The organism is Candidatus Palauibacter sp. (assembly GCF_965237495.1).
In the GTDB taxonomy this organism is placed as follows: Bacteria; Gemmatimonadota; Gemmatimonadetes; order Palauibacterales; family Palauibacteraceae; genus Palauibacter.
Genome location: NZ_OZ250143.1, coordinates 749,438 through 771,194, shown reverse-complemented (window position 1 = coordinate 771,194; position 21,757 = coordinate 749,438). Strand labels below are relative to the sequence as shown.

Annotated in this window: 24 protein-coding genes and 1 pseudogene; 15 read left to right on the top strand and 10 right to left on the bottom strand. The window is 67.7% G+C overall.

Features of this window, described 5'->3' with window-relative positions:
- Positions 1-92: 92 nt before the first annotated feature.
- Both ACPXY0_RS03260 and ACPXY0_RS03255 read left to right on the top strand, forming a co-directional pair.
- Positions 93-410, top strand: coding sequence for a nucleotidyltransferase family protein (locus tag ACPXY0_RS03260; RefSeq protein ID WP_423928428.1), 318 nt, complete (start codon positions 93-95; stop codon positions 408-410).
- Positions 400-741 carry a DUF86 domain-containing protein gene (locus ACPXY0_RS03255; protein WP_423928426.1) on the top strand — a complete coding sequence of 114 codons (342 nt, stop codon included), beginning with the start codon at positions 400-402 and terminating at the stop codon, positions 739-741. The genes ACPXY0_RS03260 and ACPXY0_RS03255 overlap by 11 nt, the downstream gene beginning before the upstream one ends.
- 20 nt (positions 742-761) lie before the next feature.
- Here the strand turns inward: ACPXY0_RS03255 and ACPXY0_RS03250 are convergent, their stop codons facing one another.
- A complete protein-coding gene (locus ACPXY0_RS03250) occupies positions 762-2,402 on the bottom strand; it encodes a benzoate-CoA ligase family protein (RefSeq protein ID WP_423928424.1) in 1,641 nt (546 codons plus the stop codon).
- Positions 2,403-2,950: 548 nt separating this feature from the next.
- Here ACPXY0_RS03250 and ACPXY0_RS03245 point away from each other — a divergent pair.
- The gene (locus ACPXY0_RS03245) at positions 2,951-4,084 is read left to right on the top strand and encodes an IS110 family transposase (RefSeq protein ID WP_423928422.1); all 1,134 of its coding nucleotides are present in this window, start codon (positions 2,951-2,953) and stop codon (positions 4,082-4,084) included.
- A gap of 262 nt (positions 4,085-4,346) precedes the next feature.
- On the opposite strand, the gene ACPXY0_RS03240 is transcribed toward ACPXY0_RS03245, so the two are convergent.
- Positions 4,347-4,952: an ankyrin repeat domain-containing protein gene (locus ACPXY0_RS03240; RefSeq protein WP_423928420.1), complete on the bottom strand. Its 606-nt coding sequence runs from the start codon at positions 4,950-4,952 to the stop codon at positions 4,347-4,349.
- Positions 4,953-5,190: 238 nt separating this feature from the next.
- On the opposite strand from ACPXY0_RS03240, the gene ACPXY0_RS03235 reads away from it, so the two are divergent.
- The gene (locus ACPXY0_RS03235) at positions 5,191-5,604 is read left to right on the top strand and encodes a hypothetical protein (protein ID WP_423928418.1); all 414 of its coding nucleotides are present in this window, start codon (positions 5,191-5,193) and stop codon (positions 5,602-5,604) included.
- Positions 5,601-6,923 (top strand): IS1182 family transposase, encoded by a 1,323-nt coding sequence (locus ACPXY0_RS03230; protein WP_423925228.1) that lies wholly within the window; start codon positions 5,601-5,603, stop codon positions 6,921-6,923. Before ACPXY0_RS03235 ends, ACPXY0_RS03230 begins: the two co-directional genes overlap by 4 nt.
- 698 nt (positions 6,924-7,621) lie before the next feature.
- Here the strand turns inward: ACPXY0_RS03230 and ACPXY0_RS03225 are convergent.
- Both ACPXY0_RS03225 and ACPXY0_RS03220 read right to left on the bottom strand, forming a co-directional pair.
- A complete protein-coding gene (locus ACPXY0_RS03225; RefSeq protein WP_423928416.1) occupies positions 7,622-8,047 on the bottom strand; it encodes a hypothetical protein in 426 nt (141 codons plus the stop codon).
- Positions 8,048-8,085: 38 nt separating this feature from the next.
- On the bottom strand, positions 8,086-9,219 hold the full coding sequence (locus tag ACPXY0_RS03220; RefSeq protein ID WP_423928414.1) for an ATP-binding protein: 1,134 nt from the start codon (positions 9,217-9,219) through the stop codon (positions 8,086-8,088).
- Between the two features lie 161 nt (positions 9,220-9,380).
- Here ACPXY0_RS03220 and ACPXY0_RS03215 point away from each other — a divergent pair, with 161 nt between their 5' ends.
- Positions 9,381-9,590 (top strand): type II toxin-antitoxin system HicB family antitoxin, encoded by a 210-nt coding sequence (locus ACPXY0_RS03215; protein ID WP_423928412.1) that lies wholly within the window; start codon positions 9,381-9,383, stop codon positions 9,588-9,590.
- Between the two features lie 6 nt (positions 9,591-9,596).
- A complete protein-coding gene (locus tag ACPXY0_RS03210; RefSeq protein WP_423928410.1) occupies positions 9,597-9,824 on the top strand; it encodes a type II toxin-antitoxin system HicA family toxin in 228 nt (75 codons plus the stop codon).
- On the opposite strand, the gene ACPXY0_RS03205 is transcribed toward ACPXY0_RS03210, so the two are convergent.
- Positions 9,750-9,911 (bottom strand): hypothetical protein, encoded by a 162-nt coding sequence (locus ACPXY0_RS03205; protein WP_423930769.1) that lies wholly within the window; start codon positions 9,909-9,911, stop codon positions 9,750-9,752. The two genes, ACPXY0_RS03210 and ACPXY0_RS03205, sit on opposite strands and share 75 nt — an antisense overlap.
- A 189-nt stretch (positions 9,912-10,100) precedes the next feature.
- Between ACPXY0_RS03205 and ACPXY0_RS03200 the strand changes: the two genes are divergently transcribed.
- The 3 genes from ACPXY0_RS03200 to ACPXY0_RS03190 all read left to right on the top strand — a co-directional run bounded on the left by ACPXY0_RS03200 (position 10,101) and on the right by ACPXY0_RS03190 (position 12,196).
- Positions 10,101-10,937: a hypothetical protein gene (locus tag ACPXY0_RS03200; protein WP_423928408.1), complete on the top strand. Its 837-nt coding sequence runs from the start codon at positions 10,101-10,103 to the stop codon at positions 10,935-10,937.
- 67 nt (positions 10,938-11,004) lie between these two features.
- Positions 11,005-11,613 carry a hypothetical protein gene (locus ACPXY0_RS03195; RefSeq protein ID WP_423928406.1) on the top strand — a complete coding sequence of 203 codons (609 nt, stop codon included), beginning with the start codon at positions 11,005-11,007 and terminating at the stop codon, positions 11,611-11,613.
- Positions 11,549-12,196 carry a TlpA disulfide reductase family protein gene (locus ACPXY0_RS03190; protein WP_423928404.1) on the top strand — a complete coding sequence of 216 codons (648 nt, stop codon included), beginning with the start codon at positions 11,549-11,551 and terminating at the stop codon, positions 12,194-12,196. The genes ACPXY0_RS03195 and ACPXY0_RS03190 overlap by 65 nt, the downstream gene beginning before the upstream one ends.
- Here the strand turns inward: ACPXY0_RS03190 and ACPXY0_RS03185 are convergent.
- Positions 12,172-12,441, bottom strand: a complete 270-nt coding sequence (locus ACPXY0_RS03185) for a type II toxin-antitoxin system YafQ family toxin (RefSeq protein ID WP_423930553.1) — start codon at positions 12,439-12,441, stop codon at positions 12,172-12,174. The genes ACPXY0_RS03190 and ACPXY0_RS03185 overlap by 25 nt on opposite strands.
- Before the next feature lie 4 nt (positions 12,442-12,445).
- The gene (locus ACPXY0_RS03180; RefSeq protein ID WP_423928402.1) at positions 12,446-12,703 is read right to left on the bottom strand and encodes a type II toxin-antitoxin system RelB/DinJ family antitoxin; all 258 of its coding nucleotides are present in this window, start codon (positions 12,701-12,703) and stop codon (positions 12,446-12,448) included.
- A 151-nt stretch (positions 12,704-12,854) separates the two neighbouring features.
- Between ACPXY0_RS03180 and ggt the strand changes: the two genes are divergently transcribed.
- Together ggt and ACPXY0_RS03170 are read left to right on the top strand one after the other, a co-directional pair.
- The gene (gene ggt / locus ACPXY0_RS03175; RefSeq protein ID WP_423928400.1) at positions 12,855-14,705 is read left to right on the top strand and encodes a gamma-glutamyltransferase; all 1,851 of its coding nucleotides are present in this window, start codon (positions 12,855-12,857) and stop codon (positions 14,703-14,705) included.
- Between the two features lie 256 nt (positions 14,706-14,961).
- Entirely contained in the window at positions 14,962-15,174 is a 213-nt protein-coding gene (locus ACPXY0_RS03170) for a hypothetical protein (RefSeq protein WP_423928398.1), read from the top strand.
- A gap of 267 nt (positions 15,175-15,441) precedes the next feature.
- Here the strand turns inward: ACPXY0_RS03170 and ACPXY0_RS03165 are convergent.
- Positions 15,442-15,546, bottom strand: a pseudogene (locus tag ACPXY0_RS03165) (carbonic anhydrase); the annotation flags it as partial.
- Between the two features lie 100 nt (positions 15,547-15,646).
- On the opposite strand from ACPXY0_RS03165, the gene ACPXY0_RS03160 reads away from it, so the two are divergent.
- From ACPXY0_RS03160 to ACPXY0_RS03150, 3 genes are all read left to right on the top strand, one after another.
- Positions 15,647-16,000: a DUF5674 family protein gene (locus ACPXY0_RS03160; RefSeq protein ID WP_423928396.1), complete on the top strand. Its 354-nt coding sequence runs from the start codon at positions 15,647-15,649 to the stop codon at positions 15,998-16,000.
- 10 nt (positions 16,001-16,010) lie between these two features.
- Positions 16,011-16,376, top strand: coding sequence for a hypothetical protein (locus tag ACPXY0_RS03155; protein WP_423928394.1), 366 nt, complete (start codon positions 16,011-16,013; stop codon positions 16,374-16,376).
- Between the two features lie 275 nt (positions 16,377-16,651).
- Positions 16,652-19,723, top strand: coding sequence for an amidohydrolase family protein (locus ACPXY0_RS03150; RefSeq protein WP_423928392.1), 3,072 nt, complete (start codon positions 16,652-16,654; stop codon positions 19,721-19,723).
- 53 nt (positions 19,724-19,776) lie between these two features.
- Here ACPXY0_RS03150 and ACPXY0_RS03145 read toward each other — a convergent pair whose 3' ends face one another.
- Complete coding sequence (locus ACPXY0_RS03145) at positions 19,777-20,385, bottom strand: outer membrane beta-barrel protein (protein ID WP_423930551.1); 609 nt, start codon at positions 20,383-20,385, stop codon at positions 19,777-19,779.
- 162 nt (positions 20,386-20,547) lie between these two features.
- Positions 20,548-21,707, bottom strand: a protein-coding gene (locus tag ACPXY0_RS03140; RefSeq protein ID WP_423928390.1) for an IS3 family transposase whose coding sequence is annotated in 2 segments (ribosomal slippage) — positions 20,548-21,449 and positions 21,449-21,707 — 1,161 coding nt in all. Because the reading frame shifts where the segments join, the coding sequence is not laid out codon by codon here.
- Positions 21,708-21,757: the final 50 nt, after the last annotated feature.

Below are 21,757 nucleotides of genomic sequence, written 5' to 3'. Positions count from 1 at the left end.
AACCCGGCGGCGGTTAAGATGATGTGCTATTGGGAAGGGCGAGTCCCGAGCGAGAAGGGGCTGCCTTGGTGAACGAGTCCCCGGGGGGCGATATGAGTGTCCGCACGCAGATCGACGTTCCGTTCGACCGGATCGCCGGGCTGTGCAGGGCGTGGCGGATCTCTGAACTCGCCCTGTTCGGATCGTCCGTGCGCGAAGACTTCGGCCCGGATAGCGATGTTGATGTTCTCGTGACCTTCGCCGTGGAAGCCCGGCCGACGCTGCTCGATATGGCGCGCATCGAGAACGAGTTGAGCGAATTGTTCGGTCGTCCCACGGACCTGGTCGAGCGCCGAGCCGTCGAGCGCAGCCGGAACCATATCCGACGAGAGGCCATCCTCCGATCGACCAGAACGATCTATGCGGGATGACGCCGCGTACCTCCTGGACATGCTGTTGGCGGCACGTGATGCGGAGGAGTTTGCATCAGGACTGAGCTTCCGGCAGTTCGAGCAGGATCGGCTCCGCCAACACGCTATCCTCAAAGCCATCGAGATCATCGGCGAGGCGGCGGCCGGCGTCAGCGCTGAAGCGAGAGAGCAGCATCCCGAGATCCCTTGGCGAGAGATCATCGGCATGCGGAATCGCCTCGTTCATGCATACTTCGAGGTGGACGCGGAGCGAGTCTGGGAGACGGTGCAACGAGACATCCCGAAGCTGATATCGGATATTGCGCCGCTGGTTCCTCCCCCCGAACCGTAGGTGCCAGCCAGCGCACCACCTCAAGTCCGGAGCCGGAAGCGCTGGATCTTCCCGGTCGCGGTCTTCGGGAGTTCCGCCACGAACCGGATCCAGCGCGGGTACATGTACCGCGGGAGGCCTTCCTGGCAGTGCCGGACCAGGTCCGCCGTCAGCGCGTCCGCAGCCGGTTCCGCGCCCACCGTCTCCGTGAGCGGCTCCGAGAGGACCACGTGCGCCTCCGGTTTCACCAGGCCGTGCTTGTCCTCGCGACCCACGACCGCCGCCTCCAGCACCGACGGGTGTTCCATGAGGCGGGCCTCGATGTCGAACGGGGAGCACCAGATCCCCCCCACCTTGATCATGTCGTCGGCGCGGCCCTGGTAGTGGAAGTATCCGCCCGCGTCGCGCACGTACTGGTCGCCCGTGCGGAGCCAGCCGTCCACGATCGTGAGTTCCTCGAGTTCGGGACGGTTCCAGTAGCCGGGCGTCGTCGAGTGGCCGCGGATTTCGAGCTGCCCCGCCTCGCCCGGGCCGGCCTCGGCCCCGTCCTCGCCCAGGATCCGCACCTCGTAGCCGGGGACGACGCGGCCCGTGCTGCCGGGCTTCACGTCTCCCGGCGCGTTGGAGATGAAGATGTGGAGCGCCTCGGTGGAGCCGATCCCGTCCAGGATCTCGAGCCCCGTCGCCGCCTTCCAGCGACGGAACAGGTCCGGGGGCAGCGCCTCGCCCGCGGAGACGCAGAGCCGCAGCGAACCCAAGTCGGGACCGCCCTCCCCCGCCGCACCGCCGCTGGCGCCGCTGACGCTGGCCGTCCCCGCCAGGTCCAGTGCCTGCAGCTGGGCCGCGTACAGCGTCGGAACGCCGAAGTAAGCCGTCGGACGCAGCGTCTCGATCGTCTCGAACGTGGTGGCGGGCGTCGGACGCCGCTCGTCGAGGATCGCGGTGCCCCCCACCCACAGCGGGAAGGTCATCGCGTTCCCGAGCCCGTACGCGAAGAAGAGCTTCGCCGCGGAGTAGCATCGGTCGTCCTCGCCGAGCCCCAGGATCCCGACCGCGTAGTGCTCGCAGGTGGCCGGCATGTCGCGGTGGCGGTGCGGCACCCCCTTGGGACGCCCCGTCGTGCCTGAGGAGTAGAGCCAGAACGCGATGTCCCCGGGCCGGGTCGGCGCCGCCTCCAGCTCCGGAGAGGCCGCGGCCAGGTCGTCGAGCACCCCGCCCTCCGCCTCAAGCACGAGACCGCGGGCCCCCGTGCGCGCGGCCGCCAGCCCCGGCACGACCTCCCCCGCGAACTCCGGCGAGTAGACGACGGCCTGGCACCCGGAGTCGCCGATGATGAACGCGAGATCCCGCGCCCGCATGAGGTAGCTCACGGGCACGGGCACGATCCCGGCCTTGACCGCCCCCCAGAAGAAATAGAAGAACTCGGGACAATCCTTCACGACCATCAGCATGCGGTCGCCCGGCGCGAGCCCGAGCCCGAGGAGCGCGTTCCCCGCCTGCCCCACGCGGTGCGCCAGTTGGCCGTAGGTGACGCTCTCGCCGGCTTGCTCGATGGCGACCGTCTCGCCCCGCCCCTTGGCCAGGTGTCGGTCCACGTACCACGCCGCCGCGTTGAACCGCTCCCCGTACCTGAGTCGGCACGGAGACATGGAGCGGTCGATCACAAGCTCGGCAGCGTTCATGCCTGCCAGTCTACGGCACGGAAGCCGTTTCGCGAAGCTAAGCTTCCTCGAAACGGCTTCCTCCAGACCTCGCTCGGCAGGTCCCGCTGGGGCGGCGGAAGACCGGACTCGTGAGGCTGGGGTTAGAATCGACCCGCCGGCGCGTGCGGGACGAACCAAGGTCTTGGCGCCGACCGTTCAACACCGTTGGAGCCGCCAAGCGCTGTCGGGCAACCGTGACGGTTTCGCGAACGGCCTATGAGAAACTGTCGACCGTCGCTCTTGACTAAGCGTCGCAGTCCGAATCTTCCTGCGACGCCATCAGCGCCCTCTGCACGGCCGGGTTCGGATTGCGCTTCGCCTTTTTCACGGGCGTCTGGCCATGACGATTTTCCCGCGAAGGGTCCGCACACGCCGCCAAGAGCGCTTCGGTGACTTCGAGCACCGGATTTCTAGAAGGTATGGAAGGGCCGGCCGCCCGCCGTATACCGTGGGTTGGCGCCCCGGTGTTCGGAGGTGCCAGAGCCACATGCGATGCTGGAGATCGCAACGGACAGGAGACCGGCCCCATGGAGAAGAAGAGCAAGCTGTACGTCGGGATGGACGTTCACAAGGACACGGTGATGGTTGCGCTGCTTCCGGCGGAGGCGCCGGAGCCGACGGTGGTGAAGCGGTTGCCGAACGAGGCGAGCAAGATCAGGCGGTGGTTGGGCCGCATATCACGGGAGGGGGAGGTACGGGCCTGCTACGAGGCGAGCGGGGCGGGCTACGTGCTGGAACGGGCGATGCGGCACTGGGGCTACGAGTGCGAGATCGTGGCGCCGTCGTTGATCCCGCGGCGGCCGGGAGACCGGCGCAAGCACGACCGGAAGGACGCGACGGAGCTGGCGCGGCTGTACCGGGCGGGGGAGTTGGTGACGATCCGGATCCCGACGGAACGTGAGGAGCGGGTACGGGACGTGGTGCGGTGCCGGGAGGTGTTCCAGCGGGAGATTCTGAAGTCGCGGCACTACATCCTGAAGTTTCTGGCGCGGCGGGGGCTGGTGTACCGCGAGGGGCGGAACTGGACGGGCAAGCACATGTCGTGGCTGCGGGCGCTCCAGCGCGACGGGGCGCTGGAGGGGGAGGACCGGCTCGTGTTCGGTGAGTACCTGGCGCTGTTCGACTACAAGCTGGGCCGCCGGGAGGAGTTGGACCGCCGGATCGAGGCGTTGGCGCTTGAGCCGGCCTACCGTGAGGCGGTGGGGCGGCTGTGTTGCCTGAAGGGGATCTCGACGCACGCGGCGATGGTGCTGGCGACGGAGATCGGGGACTTCCGGCGCTTCGAGAGCCCGGGCAAGCTGATGGCCTACGTGGGCCTGGTACCGAGCGAACACTCCAGCGGGGCGAGCCGTCGGCTGGGAGCGATCACGAAGGCGGGCAACAGCCGGGTCCGGCATGTGCTGGTGCAGGCGGCGTGGAGCTACAGGTTCGCGCCCAGGCGGGGCCCGGCGCTGAGCCGCCGGCAGCAGGGCCAGGCACCGAAGGTGATCGCCCACGGCTGGAAGGCGCAACACCGGCTTCACAAGGTGTTCGGCCGGCTGGCGTTCAGGAAGAACAACCAGATCGCGGCGGTGGCGGTGGCCCGGGAGTTGGCCGGCTTCGTGTGGGCTCTCATGCAGGATGCCGGAGAAGACACCCGGACGAACCGGGACGCCGCCTGAGACGGCGAAAGCAGGACTCGCAGGCAACGAGAACCCCGAGACCGAGGAGGAGGTCGCGCGAGGCACGGCAGGAGAACGCTCGAGGCTGCTATGTGGCCGCGCCCTGTTGCCACCGGACGCGAGACCCACGCGATCTAGATCGAGCCAGCTCCCGACGAATCCGAATTCTTGCCGCTCTGGCCCCGGCCAACCGGCGTATATCAGGAGGATTCACCGTCGAAACGAACCTCGCGTGACTTCTTCCTCCGATGATGGAGAACGACTACGAAGACGCGCTTGGCAGACGAACGAGGGCACTTGACGGGGGCCCTTCCATATCAGCAGCCGCCAAATGCAAGGGAGTCTCCAGTAGCTCGTTCGCGGCGTTAGGATCGGCACCTGCATCGAGCAGTGCCCGGATTGGCTCCGCATTGGTGTAGCCCCATGCCACAAAATGGAGAGGTGTCTGACCCCAAATCTCACGCGCCATGACGTCCGCCCCGCGCGCGACCAACGCCTCAGTGATGGTCGCCATGGGATTGCTCGCTGCGAAGTGGAGGGGTGTGAAATCGGTGGACACATCCTCGACGCGACGGCTCGGATCCGCGCCTGCGTCGATAAGAACGTGAATAACGTCTTCACTTTCACTATGTAGAGCTGCGTAATGTATGGGTGCGATGCCGTCGGAATCAAGATCCGTAACACTGTATTCTTCGTCAAGGCACCTCGTCACGTCTAACGCACGTGCTGCCCTGAAGTACTCAACTGTATTCCATTGGGCGCACGTGACGTCTTGTGCATGACCGGCAGTTGGGACGACTGGGCCGAGAGACAAAGACAAGGCGAGGATTCGGAGCCCCGCGCGTCGGCTGAATGTCAAGTTGAGCATGATCTTCTCCCTAGACCCCAGTACGAATCCGTGATCGGCTCCAGCGCGACAGTCCCTCGACCGATCAACGGTCGATTCCCGCTAGGCCCGTGAGTTCACGTCCCATATTTTTTAGATGCCGAAGAGGGGCCAAACCTTACATGAGCTTTTCTGGTCCACCTCCTGCGGCCCCTGTTTGGCCGAGTTCCCGGACTTCATTGAGTGGGCTGGACGAGTACGAGGAGGACGAAGCCGTCATGTGGCTGACGTGGGCCACGGCGCGTTCGCCGCGGGACGAAGTGCGCGGATGGTCGAGGAGAACGGCTACCCCTTCCCCATTGTGTTCGACGAGCAGGATCGCGCGCTGGTTTTCGAGATCCGAGGCTCCCCGGCGACCTTCTCCAACGACGGGAACGGGCTGACCCACCACAAGCGGCAGGGCTTCAAACCATCAGGGCATGATCGCGGCGCCACCTGCCGCGTCGACGCCCTGTGCGAGTACCGATGCCTGGGAAGGGTGTCACCGCACCTAGCTAGGAGCCTGCGCCGTAGAAGCCGATGGTGCGGCGCGTGCCGGATGGTTATGGTGATGCCGGGCTGTGACCGGTTCACGTTCGGCGCGGGGAGGTGGCGATGGGGACGATGTCCCTACCGTACGATCCGGAGAGGATGAGGACGAGGTTCCGGCCGTACGATCCGGACCAGCAGCTGCTGCTGCCGCAGGATCTTCGGGAGTGGGTACCGGCGGGGCACTTGGCGCATCATGTGAGCGATCTGGTGGACGCGGCGGACCTGTCGCCGTTCTACGCGCGGTACGAAGGGGATGGGCGGCGGCGGAGCCCGTACGATCCTCGGATGATGGTGAAGGTGTTGGTGTACGGGTACGCGACGGGGGTGTTCTCGTCCCGGAAGCTGGCGCGGCGTCTGGAGGAGGACGTGGCGCTCAGGATGCTGGCGGCGGGGAACTTTCCGGCGCACCGGACGTTGTGCGAGTTCCGGAAGAAGAACCTGAAGGCGTTCGGGGCGTTGTTCGCGGAGGTGGTGCGCCTGGCGCGGGAACTGGGGCTGGCGGGGCTGGGCCGGGTGGCGGTGGACGGGACGAAGGTTCGCGCGAACGCGAGCAAGCGGAAGGCGATGAGCTATGGGCGGATGGGGCCGGAAGAGGCCCGCCTGGAGGCGGAGATCGCGGATCTTCTGGCGGCGGCCGAGGCGATCGACGCGGAGGAGGACGAGCGCCACGGGGAGGACGTTCGGGGCGACGAGTTGCCCGAGGAGTTGAAGCGCCGGGAGGACCGTCTGGCGGCGATCCGGGCGGCGAAGGCTCGCCTGGAGGCGGAGGCCCGGGAGCGGGACGACGCGCGGGGCCGGAAGCCGGAGTGGGACCGCAACCCGAAGGGGGGGCCGCCGTACAAGCATGCGTACGGGGAGCCGGAGGCGAAGGATCAGACGAACTTCACGGATCCGGAGAGCCGGATCATGCGGACGAGCACGGAAGGCTACCAGCAGTGCTACAACGCGCAGGCGGTGGTGGACGGGGAGAGCCAACTGGTGGTGGGGACGGCGGTGACGGACAACGCGAGCGACCAGGGGCAGTTGGTGGAACGGGTGGACGAGGTGTCCGGGCGGTGCGGGGAGACGCCCGGCCAGGTGCTGGCCGACGCGGGCTACTGTAACGAGGAGGATCTGGCGGCTCTGGAGGCGCGGGGGATCGACGGCTACGTAGCGCTGGGCCGGGAGGGCAAGGGGGCCGGCAAGCCCGACCCGGAGAAGCAGCCGGCGAGGGCGCGCATGGCGAAGAAGCTGGCGGCTCCGGAGGGCCGGGCGGTGTACGCCAAGCGCAAGTGGATCGCGGAGGCGCCCATGGGCTGGGTCAAGGAGGCGATGGGGTTCCGGAGGTTCAGCCTCCGGGGCTTGGAGAAGGTGCGCGGCGAGTGGGACCTCGTGTGCCTGGCGCTCAACATGAGGCGCCTCCACGTCCTTCAGGCAGCGTGAGGGGCCGAAAATCCGTGTCAAGCGTCCCCCGGGGCACAAAAAGAGGTCCGCGGCCCCGCCCGAACGCCGCCCGCCGGGCCGTCTCCCCGCCTACAACGCGTTCCCGTCCGGAAAACGACCGACACTTCGGCTCGCGAGACCCCGCGGGCGGCATCCGATGGCTTCCGCCGCGCTCCTGCGGCGCAGGCTCCTAGGGCGGTAGACCGGGGATCGAGACCGTTTCGGGATACTCGGTTCTCCTGGAGCGGTGCGTGTCTCCCTTCCTGGGCAGCCTCGTTGGTGAAGACCTGATGCCATATGGATTCCAGCGCTTCGGCTGTGGCTCTGTCGAGCGCAATCGCGTGGGGGTACCTGACCATCCGATGGTCGTGGGCTAGGCAGGCGCGCGACGATTCTGCCATCTTTCTGCTTGTGGAGATCGAATTGGAGTGTGCGTTCGATCATGATCGTCACCAATTCCTCTGTGGTCGCGCTGCCGCCACCCGTTCCGGCCTCGAGAAGGGCACGGAGTCCCGGGCATCTCCCGGTCGAATCCGCAGATGCGACTCGGGACCCACAGGTTTGAGATGGCGGAGGGGGGTCAGACCTTACATGGCTCGGCGCGCTGAGGTTACAGCGTCCGGCCCGCTTTGCAGCGGGGCTTTCGTTCGGCTCAAGATCCAGGTAAGCGCCCCCTCGAGCATCGACGGGAATATCCCTTATACGCCTCGGTATTCCAGCCTCAAGCGGAGATTGCGCGTAAGCGACAGGTCGGCGCCGGCAATCAACAGTGGCGCCAGGCCGATGCCCGTCTCTTCGTGGGGCATCGTGTCGGTTCGGTATACGGTGGTCCCCAGACCCAACAACGGTTCCAGCCTGCGACCCCTGAAGAACCGATGCGTTACGGACGCTTCTCCACCTACTCTGAGTGAAGAGTCCGATTGGAGGACAAGCGCGACCGCGGAAACTCTGTACTCCCACGCGCCGGGAGCCCATGACAGTCTGGCCAGAAAATACACCTCCTCGTAGCCCGCATCACGGTCCCACAGGTCCATCGCCACGGCACCGTGAAATCCGACCTGCGCCGCAAGCGGGAGCGCCAGCACCAACGCTGCAAACCCGAGGATGGCCACTCCACGCTTCATTCCTTGTCCTGCCTTATTCCAGGCCACGCCACCTCTCCTCACGCTGACGTGCGGTTCACGGGGAGGTGTCCAGTCCCACACACGGTGAACTCCCATTCGCCGCGGCGGATGAGGTAGGGTTCTCTGGCCGCCGGTACGACGACGTAGTTGCGGCCCAGAGGATAGCGCCGTCTCAGGGCCTCGACGGCGGTTCGCGTGACGTGGTCCGCGTTGATCTTGCACTCGAACGCGTCCAGGTGACCGTCTTCGCGGCGAACCACGAAGTCGACTTCCCTGCCCGACTTGTCGCGCCAATAGAAGATGTCGTCGTCCAGGTGGCGGAACCGGAGAGAGTCCAGTACGAGGTGCTCCCACAGCACGCCGCGGTCGTCATCCCGGATGCGGCTCCAGCCCCGCTCGAATGTGACGAAGCCGGTGTCGAAGGCGTAGCACTTGGGGCGGCTCACGATTTCGCCGCCTCCACCGCCGCGAAAGGGGCGCAGGAGATGGACGCCGTGCGCGATCTCCAGCGCTTCGACGTACGTCTTGACGGTCGGTCGGCTCAGCTCCGTCAGACGGGCAAGGCGGCTGTAGTCGACCTGCCCGCCGCTCCATCTCATCAGCAGTCGGAACAGCGACAGGAACCCCTGGCGGTTCCGGACCCGGAACAGTTCCAGGATGTCGCGGGCGTAGAAGCTGTCGATCCACTCCGCGAACAACTGCGCCGACTTCGTCTCCGCCAGCAGCGGTTCCGGCAGCCCGCCGTGGAGCAGCCGGTGATCGAAATCCGCGCGCCCGAACGGCTCGGCGCACTCCTCCCACAGCACCGGGCACAGGTGGACCGCCAGCTTCCGGCCGGCCAGCGAATCCCGGAACTTCCCGGTGGCCGCCAGCGTGGACGATCCCGTGGCCAGGGTCTTGAGCGACGGGTACTCGTCGGCCGCGATCTTCAGGAGAAGGCTGGGATCCGGCAGACGGTGTACCTCGTCCACGATGAGGACAGTTCCCGGTGTGAGCCCGCCGAGGAAGAGTTCGGGGTCGTCGAGTCTCCGGACGGTGGAAGGAAGATCGCAGTTCAAGTAGACGGCATCCGGCACCATCCGGGCGAGGGTCGTCTTCCCGACCCGTAGCACGCCGGACAGCCACACCAGGGGCCTTTCGGCCCACCCCCGCCGGATTCTCTCCAGCCACATGGGACGCTGAACCATAAGCGTATTTTACATTTGGTCGCACCAAATGGCAAACATCGAACAGGAGTCTCCGCGAAAATCAGAGACCGCCCAACGGTGCGTTGGCCGTCCTGACGGTCGACTGCTAGAATGGCGCAGACGATCAAGAACGGGGATTCTCGCCGATGCACACCTACACAGCCGTCGTGGAACGATGCCCGGATACGGGCCTTTACGTGGGCTACGTCCCCGGCTTCCCGGGCGCCCACAGCCAAGGCGATACACTTGAGGAGTTGAACCGCAACCTCAAGGAAGTAATCGCTTTGCTCCTCGACGAGGGAGTTCCCGAGTTGGTCGGCGAGTACGTCGGCACCCAGACCGTCGTCGTCGCCTGAGATCAGGTGCCGCCGGTTCCCGTCCTCAAACCGCACCAGGTTATTGCCATCCTCGTCGGCCTCGGTTTCGAGGAAGTGCGGCAGCGGGGATCTCATAAGCGGTTTCGCCACGCGGATGGCCGCGCGACCACCGTACCGGTCCATGGGGGCCGCGATGTGTCACCCATCCTGCTTCGCCGCATTGCCCGAGACATTGGCCTGACCGTAAGCGAGTTCGTCCAGCACCGCCGATAGGCGCGCCACGACCGTCAAGCACGCGGTCGTTCGTCTTGAAGTCGAGGCCGACCGGGCCTGTTGCATGGCATGCAGGCGGACGAGCACCTGAAACCTCCCCGCTGAGAGAGCCCGGAGGGAGCAGCATCCGCGAGCGGGCCGCGGCCCGACTTGACCATGGATTGACACGCGGGCGTCTGGCCGGGAGCGAAGTCGATGCGACGTTACTTGGTTGTTCTCTGGGCGGCTCTTTCGGTTCTCGCGGGATGCACCGACGCGCGGTCGCATGTTGAGCTGATGTCGGACGCGGCCGCGGTTGTCGAAGCAATTCGCTTCGAGCGCGCCATGGCCCGCTACGACTCGGCTCGCACCGCCTCTCCCGACGACGCCGAATCGCATCTCCAGTACGCGACGCTGGCCAGCTACTTCATGCTGTTCGCGGAAGCCGCGTCCGCCTGGGAGCGCGCACTCGAACTCGAACCCGAGGACTCCGCCGCCTGGGACGGCTACCTCTTCGCGCTACGGGGGGCGGGCATCTTCGAGACGGATCGGAGGTATTCGGAGAAGCTGCTGCAGGTGCTACCCGAGGCGCTTCGGAGTGCGAGCCGGCGGCCCGACATTTACGACAGCGCTCAGGGTGCGGCGGAGGCCCTCGGATCGCTCGAGGCGTACGGCGGAATCCTCACGGAGCGCCATGCGGCGAACCCGGACGATGAGGTGTTGCGCCATCACATCGGCCGCTTGCGGATCGCGCTCGTGGATCTCGAGGGAGGCGACCGGAGTCAGGCCCTGAAGGACTCGATCGAGGCTGCACTCGACGAACTCGCGTCCCGACATGCCCAACATCAACGGGACGCCGAGGTCGAAGCATCGATCCTCTACCGACTCGCGGCGGGCTACGACATCCTCGGCAGGGCGGCGGAGGCGGAACTCTGGCTGGAGCGCCTGGAGTCGGCTCCCGGCCGTGGTGTTCTCGCCGACGGATTACGCTACTGGCGTCTGGCGATCGAGTTCCAGAACCAGCTCCGGTCCTCCGATGACGCGGCGCCGGGAGGCGGTGCTTCAGGTGGTGGAGCGCGGGATGAAGACGCCCAATCTCGGCGCCCGTGGCGCCTGGGTGGCGCAGAGGAATGAGGCCGTGCTGCGCCGGACCATCGCTTCCGTGCCCGGGGAGCCGCCGACATTTTGAACCGTCACCCGCATGGTGACCGTGGCGGCCGAGCCTCCGGGCCCCGCGCTCGATCCGGCGGTGGGCGAGAAACTGTTCGATGCCGCCATGGACGTGATCGCCTGGCAGCAGACCGGGGAACAACTCCCGGCCCTCAGATCCCTTCTCTACTTCGGGATTGAGCCGCAGGCCGTTCTTGAGGAAGCCGTCCGAATAGAGGAAGCCCTCAGAGAGGACCGCCCGGGATACCTGTTCCCCGGCTTCCAGGGCGATGAGCGCGAGAGGGCGCGACAGTTGGCGATCGACCGCACCCGCATCCTGCAGGCCCGTGCTCTCACCCAGCTTGGTGAGATCGAGGCCGCGGGCCAGTCACTCGAGGAATTGTCGAGCGAGTCGAGACGGACGGCGACGCTGGGGGAATACGGACGACACCTCCTCCGCACGGACCGGCCGTCGGAGACGCTCGCCGCCTTCGTCGAGGCGATGGCATTCGGCGGATCCGGCTTCCGGCCGCTCGCCGAGGAGGCCGTCGCTGCCGCCTGGTCTGTCCCCCGAGACGATCGAAGAGCAACTCGCCGTGCGTCGTCCCGCCGTGGCGGAGGAGAGAGAGCGAAGGGAACTCGGCTCCCGTCTCGAACGTGAGGCTCCGGACTTCGCGATCCAGGATCAGAGCGGGGTCGAGTGGCGCCTCGGTGAACTGGCCGGGAAGATCGTCGTGCTCAAGTTCTGGGCCACCTGGTGCGGCCCCTGCCTAGCCGAGTTCCCGCACTTCGTGGACCTGTTGGAGAAGTATGCGGAAGACGCCGAGGTGGTCTTCCTGACCGTCGCCACGGCGGGATCTCCGCGGGACGAAGTGGCGCACATGATCGAGGAGAACGGCTTCGCGTTCCCGGTCCTGTTCGACGAGCAGGGACTCGCACTGGATTTCGAGATCCGGGGCTATCCCACGACCCGGCCGGGTAGGGCCCCCAGGCATGGGACGCACCTTCCACAAGCGGGCCGCCGACGGCGGATGGGCTCCGCAGGTACTTCTTCGGCTTCGCGCGCGCCGCGCGGATGCGACACTATCGCCGCGGGTCGGAGACGACACCGTGACTCGCCCGGCTCCGTTTCACGACGTTGTGGTGGAGCGAGGGCGTCGCCCCTTTCCTGGGAGATCGTCGCCCGAACACGGGGGACCGCGGGTGGCCACCGCGAGTCTTATTCCTTGAAGAGATCGGAATGAGTGCCGGTTCGAACCAAATGCAGTTCGTCGCCCTTGACGCGGCAGATCACCAGCCAGTCCGACTCGAGGTGGGCTTCCCGGCAGCCTCGCCACGGACCCCGTAGCGGATGGTCGCGGTAGCGTGCCGGCACCGGCCGCCGCTGGATCAGCAATTCCAGCAGCGCCCGCAACTTACTCGTGTCCCTGCCTCGCGCCTTCGCTCTCCTGACATCCCGTTTGAACTGCGATGACCGAACGGGCGTCAGCGTCTCAGATGCCGAGGTCGCGGAACAGCTCCTCTGTGCTGTCGAAACGTCGGCCCTTGCCCGCGGCCAGCTCCCGCATGGCTTCCGCCGTGGCCGGGCTCGGCACCCGCACCGCGAACGGCAATCGCTTCTCGTGGGCCACGCGCAGCAACAGCAGGCGGATGGCGTCCGACATCGACAAGCCCATGGCTTGCAGGGCCTCGGTGGCGCGTGCCTTGGTTTCGCTGTCGATCCGAGCGCGTACGACCGTGTCGTTACTCATCGTGTCATCCTTTGTGGTGTAGCGACAACGTAGCTACACCACCGGCGGCGTCAAGAGCACGAACTCATGGTCCGACCCGTGGCGGACGTTGGCCGTCCTCGCAGTCGGCCGCTAGAGTGGGGCAGACCCTAAAGCTACGGGACCCTTGTCGATGCACACCTACACTGCCGCCGCGTTCCGCCACCGCACCCTGCTTCCGTTCGGCGCGGCCCTCGCACTCCTGCCGTTCGTCAGCGGCTGCCAGCCCGGAGCCACGGAGGCCGGGCCCGAGGGTAGCACCGCCAGCGGCACGGCCAGCCCCTTCGTCGAGGCGGGTGGCGCCTTCCCGCAGGAGTGGCCATTCGCCGCCGGGGACCCACCCGTCTCGGCCACCGATGGCATGGTCGCCTCGACCGATGAGTACGCTTCGCGCGTAGGCGTGGACATTCTCGCGGCCGGAGGCAACGCCGTGGACGCGGCCGTCGCCACCGGACTCGCGCTCGCCGTCGTGAACCCGGAGGCCGGGAATCTGGGCGGGGGCGGGTTCATGATGATCCGCCTCGCCGACGGCACCGTCTTCGCGCAGGACCACCGCGAGAAGGCGCCCCTGGCGGCCACCCGTGACATGTACCTGGATGAGGACGGGAACGTGACCGACCGTTCCGTGCGGGGGCACCTGGCGGCGGGTGTGCCGGGGACGGTGTCGGGGTTGTGGGAGGCGCACCAGCGCTTCGGCACGCTTCCGTGGGCCGACGTGGTGGGGCCCGCCATCGACCTCGCGGACGGCTTCGAGGTCACCACGCGCCTCGTGTCGACGCTCGACGCGGCCCAGGAGGGGATCCGCGCCTTCCCGCGGAGCGCGCGCATCTTCCTCCCCGGAGATGCCGTCCCCGGGATCGGCGACACGTTCGCGCAGCCGGAGCTTGCCGCCGTCCTCACGCGGCTGCGCGACCAGGGGCCCGACGACTTCTACCGCGGAGAAACCGCCGCTCTCATCGTGGCGGAAATGGCGCGCGGCGGCGGCATCATCACGCTGGAGGACCTCGAGCGCTACGAATCGGTGTGGCGCGAACCGATCGCCTTCGACTACCGCGGCTACACGGTGCATTCGATGCCGCCCCCGTCCTCGGGCGGGCTCACGATGGCCGCCATCACCAATATCGTGGAGCGGTGGGACCTGGGCGCGATGGGGTGGAACAGCCCCGAGACGATCCACCTCATGGCCGAGTCCTTCCGGCGCGCCTACGCCGACCGCAACGAGTACCTCGCCGATCCGGACTTCGTCGAGCTTCCCGCCGACGAGTTCCTCTCGGAGGCGTACGCGGACAGCCGCGCCGCGACGATCTCCCCGGAGCGGGCGACGCCCTCCGCCGAGGTCAGGCCAGGGATCGACGCCTTCGTGGACGAGAGTCACACCACCCACTACTCCGTCGTCGACGGCCAGGGCAACGCGGTCGCGGTCACGACCAGCATCAACTCGTGGTACGGCGGGAAAGTCGTCGTGGAAGGCGCGGGCTTCTTCCTCAACAACACGATGGACGACTTCGCCGCCAAGCCGGGCACGCCGAACCAGTTCGGTCTCGTGCAGGGCGAGCGGAACGCGATCGGCCCCGGAAAGCGCATGCTGTCGGCCATGAGCCCCACGATTGTCGAGGACCCGGACGGCGAGCTCTTCCTCGTCACCGGGACCCCCGGTGGCGCCACGATCATCACCACCGTGCTGCAGTCGATCTTCAACGTCGTCGACCACGGGATGAACGTCGTGCAGGCGGTCCACGCGCCGCGGGTCCACCACCAGCACCTCCCCGATCTCGTCTTTTTCGAATACGGGGGACTGCGGCCGGCCGCCGCGAGCGTGCTGGAGGCGCTGGGACACACCGTCCGCGAGCGCGACCCGGGCCCGCCCGACGCCTACTTCACGGGTGGAATGTCGGGCGACGTCCAGCTGATCATGGCGATGCCGGACGGGTCCTACGCGGGCTGGTCGGACCCCCGCCGCGGCGGGAGAGCGCTCGGCCGGTAGACGCGTGAGGTCCCCGATGCCCGCGGCGGCCGGCCGGCATTAGCGAACGGGCCCGGCACGAGTCCGAGCCCGGGGAGCGCGCCTCGCGCCCGTCCGGCCCGGACCCCCGCCTGGAACCGGTCTTCCGACCGGAGCCGCCCCGAACCCGGGACACCACTGACGCTTAGCCGGGTATCACGCATCGCCTCTGTCCGGGTCGGCTGCGGAGGCACGACTGCATCGACTCCAGGAAACTCCATATGGAAGAGAATGATAGATGATCGGATTTCGAGGGTTAGTCTTCGTTGCGTGCCTTGCGACGCTGGCGGCGGCACCCGCAGTGCTTGCCCAGGAAGAGCAGGAAAATCAGGAGGAGACTGGACATACCGAAATCGGCGGCCTGTTCGGGATCGGCCTGCCTGCTTCGGAGGCTCCCTCGAATCCCGTCGAGGTCTGGCTCGTTATGGGGGGTATGCTGCGTTCTTCCTGAAGGGTGGTTCGGCGGGTCCCTATGTCGTGGCGGGTTTATCCGGGACCTTACATAGCCTATACGATGCCCATACCGGCGCCGGGTTCGGAGTCGGCAACTTGAAGCGCCTCGGTCGTGGACTCGTCCTCCGAACCGAGGCGCGGGTTCTCCGACTCTCCGAATACAGCCGGGGGTTTCAAAACCCTCCATACCACCAGGGGATGCTCCTGGTCGGGATCGGAAAGCGGCTGGGCACCTGAGGGATCGCTGCGGCTGCTGCCTAGAGATTCACCGCGGTAGCAGGATGTCTCGCCCGTTGAGGGGCTGCACCGGGCGCGCGTTCATTGGATACAGCGCGGCGAATGCGTCGACCTGCGCCTGCGAAACGGGAATCGACTGCCCGGCCCCTTTGACTTGTCAAGAACCCGCTGTGCGGGCGCACGATCGGCGACTACGTTGCCCCGCCACTCACCGCTATTCAGGAGGCGACGGCTTGACGACGGGGCGCCTTATCTCCCAACCCATCTCCCGCGCGGATCTCGCGCAGATGGCCGAGGAGCAGTTCGGCGACTGGATCAAGGCCGTGGTCGACGTGTCGCGGGGGATCATGGCCGTCGGGGGAGACCTGCACGCGGACGATGAGGCGCTGCTCCTCGAGCACGGCTCCCGTCAGCAGGATCTCTGGGGAATCAACCTGTATCCGGACGAAGATGGGCCGGACTGGATCGAGTTCGACTCGTTGATCAACATTCGACCCGGGCAGGGAAACCGCTCCCGCGGTGTGGACGACGAGCGGACGCGGGAGCGCATTCGCGCCCTGGTCGAGTCCCACGTCGTCCCCAGCTGACCGCCCGGCTATGGGACGCCCCCTCCACAAGCGGGCCGCCGAGGGCGGCTGGGCCAAACTCGATCTGATCGAGCAATTGGGAAACGTGGGCAGCGAGGTCGAACGCGCCATTCGCGCCCACGAAGCCGGGCGAACGAGCCGCTTCGAGGGTGCCCTCGCGCGGGCCCTCGAACTCTTCGACCTCACGGCCGCGGACCCCCGCTGGCACGGCCACCGCTGCCAGGAGGTCCTGCGGGCCCGCGAGGAGTTCTGCCGACTCTTCTTCGACCCCGACGTCCCGCCCGGCTCGGCGGATGGGCTGCGCAGGTACTTCTTCGGCTTCGCCCACGCCGCGCGCATGCGCCACTACCGACGCCACTCGGAGACGACGCCGTGACTCAGTTACTCATCTCAGGGAGCCAGCAGCTCGTCGCGCACGAAGTGCAGCCGGATGATTTTCGGTCTCGTCGTCGAGTCATCGAAATGACAGTGAACGGCCTCCCTGACGTTCCGCCGAATCTCTTCCATTGAGTCGCCCCGGGTGTGGATGCTGTGCCCGATCGCGCTCGGCGCAGGCGGATCAACAGGCTGGGCCCGCCGGGGCTTGCCCAGGGGTGTCGGACGTACGCTATCATCCTCTACCCCATCGTCCAGAGAACGGAGCTGAACCCCATGTCCCGGATATCCGCGCCCCGCCGCCGTCGTTCGTCCAGCGCGCTGACACCGCTGGCGGCGCTACTTCTCCTGCCCGTAGCGGTGCCCCCAGCGGCGGATGCCCAGGATCGCGACATCCGCGTCACCGTGTCCGAGGGAACGAACATGGCCGCGGCCGTCTCCCCGGACGGCAGCCGGATGGTGCTCGACCTCCAGGGCACGCTGTGGGTCATGGACGCCCGGGGCGGCGAGGCTCGCGCGATCACCGACATGTACTACGACGCGCGGCAGCCGCAGTGGGCGCCGGACGGGAGCCGGATCGTCTTCCAGTCGTTCCGCGACGGGAACTGGCACATCTGGTCGATCGGGGCCGACGGATCCGATCCGGTGCAGCACACGTTCGGACCGTACGACGAGCGGGAGCCGACCTACGCTCCCGACGGCGCCGCCATCGCATTCTCCTCGGACCGCTCGGGGAACTACGACATCTGGACGCTCGATCTCTCCGACGGCCCCGGCGATGGCCGCGTGCGCCGGGTGACGGACGCACCGGGTCACGAGTTCACCCCGCACTGGTCGCCCGACGGCGGCGCGCTGGCGTACGCCACGGACCGCAACGGCGGATCCATCGTCGTCAGGCGGAGCGACGGCTCGGGGCAGGTCGTGGCCGAGACGCCCGGGGCGGTCTCCCCCGCGTGGAGCCCGGACGGGAGCCGGATCGCCTACGCGGCGGTGACCCAGGGACAGACGGGCCTCTACGTGGCGGAGCTCGACGCGGGACCCGACACCGCGCCCCGGCGTCTCAGCGGGGACGACGCGGATGTCTTCCCCTTCCGTCCCCACTGGATGTCGGGAGATGAGGTCGTCTACACCTCCGACGGCGTAGTCCGGACGACGGCGGTGGACGGGGGCGGGAGTTCCGTCATCCCCTTCGAGGCCACCTTCGCCTTCACCCGGCGGGACTACGAGCGCACGCCGCGTTCGTTCGAGGCGGGCGGGCCGGAGCCCGTGCAGGGGATCGTCGCCCCGGCGGTCTCCCCCGACGGCCGGCACATCGCCTTCACCGCCCTCGGTGATCTGTGGCTGCTCGACACTGGATCGGACACCGACTCAGGCGACGCGACACCCCGCCAACTCACGGACGACCCCTTCGTTGACGTGCTGCCCTCCTGGTCCCGCGACGGCTCGAGGCTCGCCTACGCTTCCGACCGGGCGGGATCGCTCGACATCTGGATCCGCGACATGGACACGGGCGCGGAGCGCCGGGCCACCACCTCCCCGGGCAGCGAGATCGCGCCGGTGTTCTCCCCCGATGGCGACCGGATGGTCTTCACCTCCGTCATGGGTCTGGCGAGCGCGGTCCAGATGGTGGACTTGGCCTCGGGCGACGTGCGCACGATCCGCGACGATCTCTTCGCCCCCAGCCGCCCGTCGTTCTCCCCGGACGGAACGACGATCGCCATGTCCGTCCTCTCCCAGTATTCGACGCGCTTCCGGGAGGGGCGGAACGAGATCCTCCTGCAGCCGCTCGACGGGGGCGACCCGCGCCGGGTCACGGCCGCCGAACACAGGAATATGGGCGTGCGGGTGCTGGACGGCCCGGTGTGGTCGCCGGACGGACGGCGCATGGCGTACGGCAGCGAGGGCGTGCTGTGGATGGTCGAGGTCGACGACACCGGCGCGCCCAGCGGCCCGCCGCTGCGGCTCAACAACCACCACACGGACGCCATCTCCTGGACGGGCGACTCGCGCTCGATCGTCTACCAGTCGACCCGCGGCCTCCGCCGCTACCACCTCGACGACGGACGCTCCGAGGAAATCCCGGTGCAGATCGAGTGGCGGCGCCCCGCGCGCGAGGGTTCGGTCCTCGTACACGCGGCCCGCGTCTGGGACGGGGTCTCGGACGACGTAACCGAGAACGTGGACCTGATCGTCGAGGGTAACCGCATCTCCTCCGTCGTCCCCCACAGCGACGCCAACCACGAGGCGGGGGCGGCCAATGGGGGCGAAGTCGTGGACGCCGGCGACCACACCGTCCTCCCCGGCCTCGTCGACATGCACTCCCACATGGGCTACGGGATGGGCGAGGCGCTCGGCCGCACCTTCCTCGCCTACGGCGTGACGACGATCCGCGACCCGACCTCCGACCCCTATGAGATCGCGGAGCGCCGCGAGTCCATCGACTCCGGCCGCCGCATCGGACCCCGCGAGTTCGCCACCGGCCGCACGATGGACGGCAACCGGATCTACTACTCGGGTGCCGGATCGCTCGGCCCCAACGGCAACCTCGAGCTGGAACTCGACCGCGCCGACCACATGGGCTACTCGCTCATCAAGACCTACGTCCGCCTGCCGGACCTCATCCAGCGCCGGATCATCGACTTCGCCCATTCCATCGGGATCCCCGTTTCGAGCCACGAGATCTACCCCGCCGTCGCGCACGGTGCGGACCACGTCGAACACATCTCGGGCACGAGCCGCCGCGGCTACTCCCCAAAGGTGACGGCGATGTACCGCACCTACGACGACGTGATCCAGCTGCTGACCGCTTCCGGCATGACGATCACCCCGACCATGGCTCTCATGGGCGGCTGGTGGAAGTCCGTCGGAGAGGACCCATCCTGGACGACCGAACCCCGCTTCCAGGCGCTCTTCCCGGAGGGAATGGCCGAGGCCATGGCCGCACGCGCCGCCGCCCGAGGCCGAGCCGGCGGCATCGACGACATGCTCGCCGACGCCGGCCGAACCGTGACCCGCGTCGTCCGCGGCGGAGGCCGCGTCGTGGCCGGCACCGACTCCCCCATCATCCCCTTCGGCGCCGCCCTCGTGGCCGAGGTCGAGAACTACGTCTGGGGCGGCCTCACCGAGGCCGAAGCCCTGCGGACCGCCACGTCCGTCGCGGCCTCAGCCCTCGCCATGGAAGGAGAAATCGGCACGCTGACCGGCGGCGCGCTCGCCGACATGCTCATCGTCGAGGGCAACCCGCTGGACGACATCTCGGACCTGCGCCGCGCCCGCATCGTGATCAAGGACGGCGAGGTGTTCCGCCTCGAGGATCTGCTGGAGCCGCCTGGCGCCCTGGTGCCCTAAGGGGGTCGCCGCGTCCGTTTTCCGGGCGTCGAGGGTTGGAGGCCCCGGCGCCGTCAGCCTCCGAGCGGGATCACGACGCCGGCCTGAAGCGCCAGACTCCGGTTCTTGGGGGCGTCCGGGTCGCTATCGATTCGCGAGAGTCCAATCGAGTACACCAGGTCTAGTCCCAGACTGAGGCTTTGGGAAATCGCCAGTTCCACGCCGCCGCCGACCGCCACTCCGAAGTCCAACTTCCTTCCATCGCCCCCGCAGGATTCCGACTCGCTTATCGAGCCGATTTCCGGGAGGTCGATATCAAATATCCCCTGGCAAGAAAGGCGAGCGCCCACCCACGGACCCAGCAACACGCCGACAGACAGAGGGCCGTCTCGCGACGACCCCAGCCTCCCCAGGGCCGAGAACTGAAGATAGTCGATCTCAAGACGGCTCGACGCGCGACCCCCGGCCCCCGAGACATCCAGGCTGTACCCCTTCTGCACGTAGGCCCCGCCGACACGAAGCTCGATCGCGGATGCCAGGGGAAGGGCGACATCGATCCCCGCGGCCACGCCCATGCGGTGATCCTCACTCACTGTGCCTCCGAGAGCCTCAAGCTCCGACAACTCCTCCTCAACAAATGCGGAAAAGGTGGACCGGCTCAGTCCGGCCCTGACCCCCACCATCGTCTGTGCCATGAGTGGAGCGGCGACGAGCAGCGGGAGGAGTGTGGAGCTGTCCCGCTTTCACGGACGGTTAGTTTCTGTGGATGATCGTCTCCGGTGTTGCTCCTTTCAGTCCCTCTCAGGCGCTCGAGAGAGGTTCCGGGTGTGGGCCTCCGGTGCGCCTCAGGCCGCATGGTTCCTCTCGTAGTTGGCCGGCGACTCGTAGCCGAGGGCCGAGTGAAGTCTGCGCGTGTTGTAGAAGCCTTCGATGAAGCCGAAGACCTCTCGCCGCGCCTCGGCCGCGGTGCGGAACGAGCGCCGCCAGATCAGCTCGCACTCCAGCGTCGCGAAGAAGCTCTCGCACATGGCGTTGTCGTAGGCGTCGCCCACCGAGCCCATGGACCGCGCGATGCCCGACGCGCGGCAGCGCTCCCCGAAAGCGAGCGAGGTGTACTGCGACCCTTGATCCGAGTGATGAACGACGCGCCCTTCGGGGCGGCGGCGCGCGAGGGCCATCGCCAGCGCGGCCTCGACCAGCTCGGCCCGCATGTGCGTCGCCATGGCCCAGCCGACGACGCGGCGGCTCCAGACGTCGAGCACGACGGCCAGATACAGCCAGCCCGCCCACGTGGGCACGTACGTGATGTCGGCCACCCACAGCCGGTCGGGCCCCGAGGCCGAGAAGTCCCGCCTCACCAGGTCCGGCGCGGGCCGGGCCTCCGTGTCCCTCTTCGTCGTCGCCGTCTTGAAGCGCCTCCTGGTCGCGCCCTCGATCCCCATCGCCCTCATCAGCCGCCCCACGCGCTTCTGGCCCACCCGCTCGCCCTCGGCCCTGAGAGCCGCGTGGATCCGCGGACGACCGTACGTCTCGCCGCTGCCGGTCCAGATGGCCTGGATCTTGTCTTGAAGTTCGTCGTCCCGCCGCGCCCGCGCCGAGGCAGGACGCTTCAGCCAGGCGTAGTAGCCGCTGGGGGAGAGACCCAGCACCCGGCACATCGCCGCCAGAGGAAACTCGGCCCGGTGCGCCTTCATGAACGCGTACCCCCGCCGGGGATCGCTCCGCTCTCCCTCGCGAACCAGGCCGCGGCTCTTTTTAGGATGTCACGCTCCATCCGGAGCCGCTTGTTCTCCCGCTTCAGGCGCGACATCTCCTTCCCCGTCTCCGTCGTCAGACCGTCTCTCCGCTCTCCCTCGTCCAGCTCCCCCTGTCTGACCCAGTTGCGGATCGTCTGCTCCGAGGGCTCGAACTCCCGCGCCAGCGACCCCGCGCTACGACCGGCACGCGCGAGTTCCACCAGCCGCTCCCGGTACTCCGGCGGATACCGCCCCGCTCTTCCCGCCACGATACACCTCCTTGGTTCCCCCAATGGAAAGGTGTCCGTGAAAGCGGGGC

Bases quoted from the DNA above. Each gene is read 5' to 3' on its own strand.
- ACPXY0_RS03260 (WP_423928428.1), top strand. From the start codon at position 93: ATGAGTGTCCGCACGCAGATCGACGTTCCGTTCGACCGGATCGCCGGG.
- ACPXY0_RS03255 (WP_423928426.1), top strand. From the start codon at position 400: ATGCGGGATGACGCCGCGTACCTCCTGGACATGCTGTTGGCGGCACGT.
- ACPXY0_RS03250 (WP_423928424.1), bottom strand. From the start codon at position 2,402: ATGAACGCTGCCGAGCTTGTGATCGACCGCTCCATGTCTCCGTGCCGA.
- ACPXY0_RS03245 (WP_423928422.1), top strand. From the start codon at position 2,951: ATGGAGAAGAAGAGCAAGCTGTACGTCGGGATGGACGTTCACAAGGAC.
- ACPXY0_RS03240 (WP_423928420.1), bottom strand. From the start codon at position 4,952: ATGCTCAACTTGACATTCAGCCGACGCGCGGGGCTCCGAATCCTCGCC.
- ACPXY0_RS03230 (WP_423925228.1), top strand. From the start codon at position 5,601: ATGAGGACGAGGTTCCGGCCGTACGATCCGGACCAGCAGCTGCTGCTG.
- ACPXY0_RS03225 (WP_423928416.1), bottom strand. From the start codon at position 8,047: ATGAAGCGTGGAGTGGCCATCCTCGGGTTTGCAGCGTTGGTGCTGGCG.
- ACPXY0_RS03220 (WP_423928414.1), bottom strand. From the start codon at position 9,219: ATGTGGCTGGAGAGAATCCGGCGGGGGTGGGCCGAAAGGCCCCTGGTG.
- ACPXY0_RS03215 (WP_423928412.1), top strand. From the start codon at position 9,381: ATGCACACCTACACAGCCGTCGTGGAACGATGCCCGGATACGGGCCTT.
- ACPXY0_RS03200 (WP_423928408.1), top strand. From the start codon at position 10,101: ATGTCGGACGCGGCCGCGGTTGTCGAAGCAATTCGCTTCGAGCGCGCC.
- ACPXY0_RS03195 (WP_423928406.1), top strand. From the start codon at position 11,005: ATGGTGACCGTGGCGGCCGAGCCTCCGGGCCCCGCGCTCGATCCGGCG.
- ACPXY0_RS03180 (WP_423928402.1), bottom strand. From the start codon at position 12,703: ATGAGTAACGACACGGTCGTACGCGCTCGGATCGACAGCGAAACCAAG.
- ggt (WP_423928400.1), top strand. From the start codon at position 12,855: ATGCACACCTACACTGCCGCCGCGTTCCGCCACCGCACCCTGCTTCCG.
- ACPXY0_RS03170 (WP_423928398.1), top strand. From the start codon at position 14,962: ATGATCGGATTTCGAGGGTTAGTCTTCGTTGCGTGCCTTGCGACGCTG.
- ACPXY0_RS03155 (WP_423928394.1), top strand. From the start codon at position 16,011: ATGGGACGCCCCCTCCACAAGCGGGCCGCCGAGGGCGGCTGGGCCAAA.
- ACPXY0_RS03150 (WP_423928392.1), top strand. From the start codon at position 16,652: ATGTCCCGGATATCCGCGCCCCGCCGCCGTCGTTCGTCCAGCGCGCTG.
- ACPXY0_RS03145 (WP_423930551.1), bottom strand. From the start codon at position 20,385: ATGGTGGGGGTCAGGGCCGGACTGAGCCGGTCCACCTTTTCCGCATTT.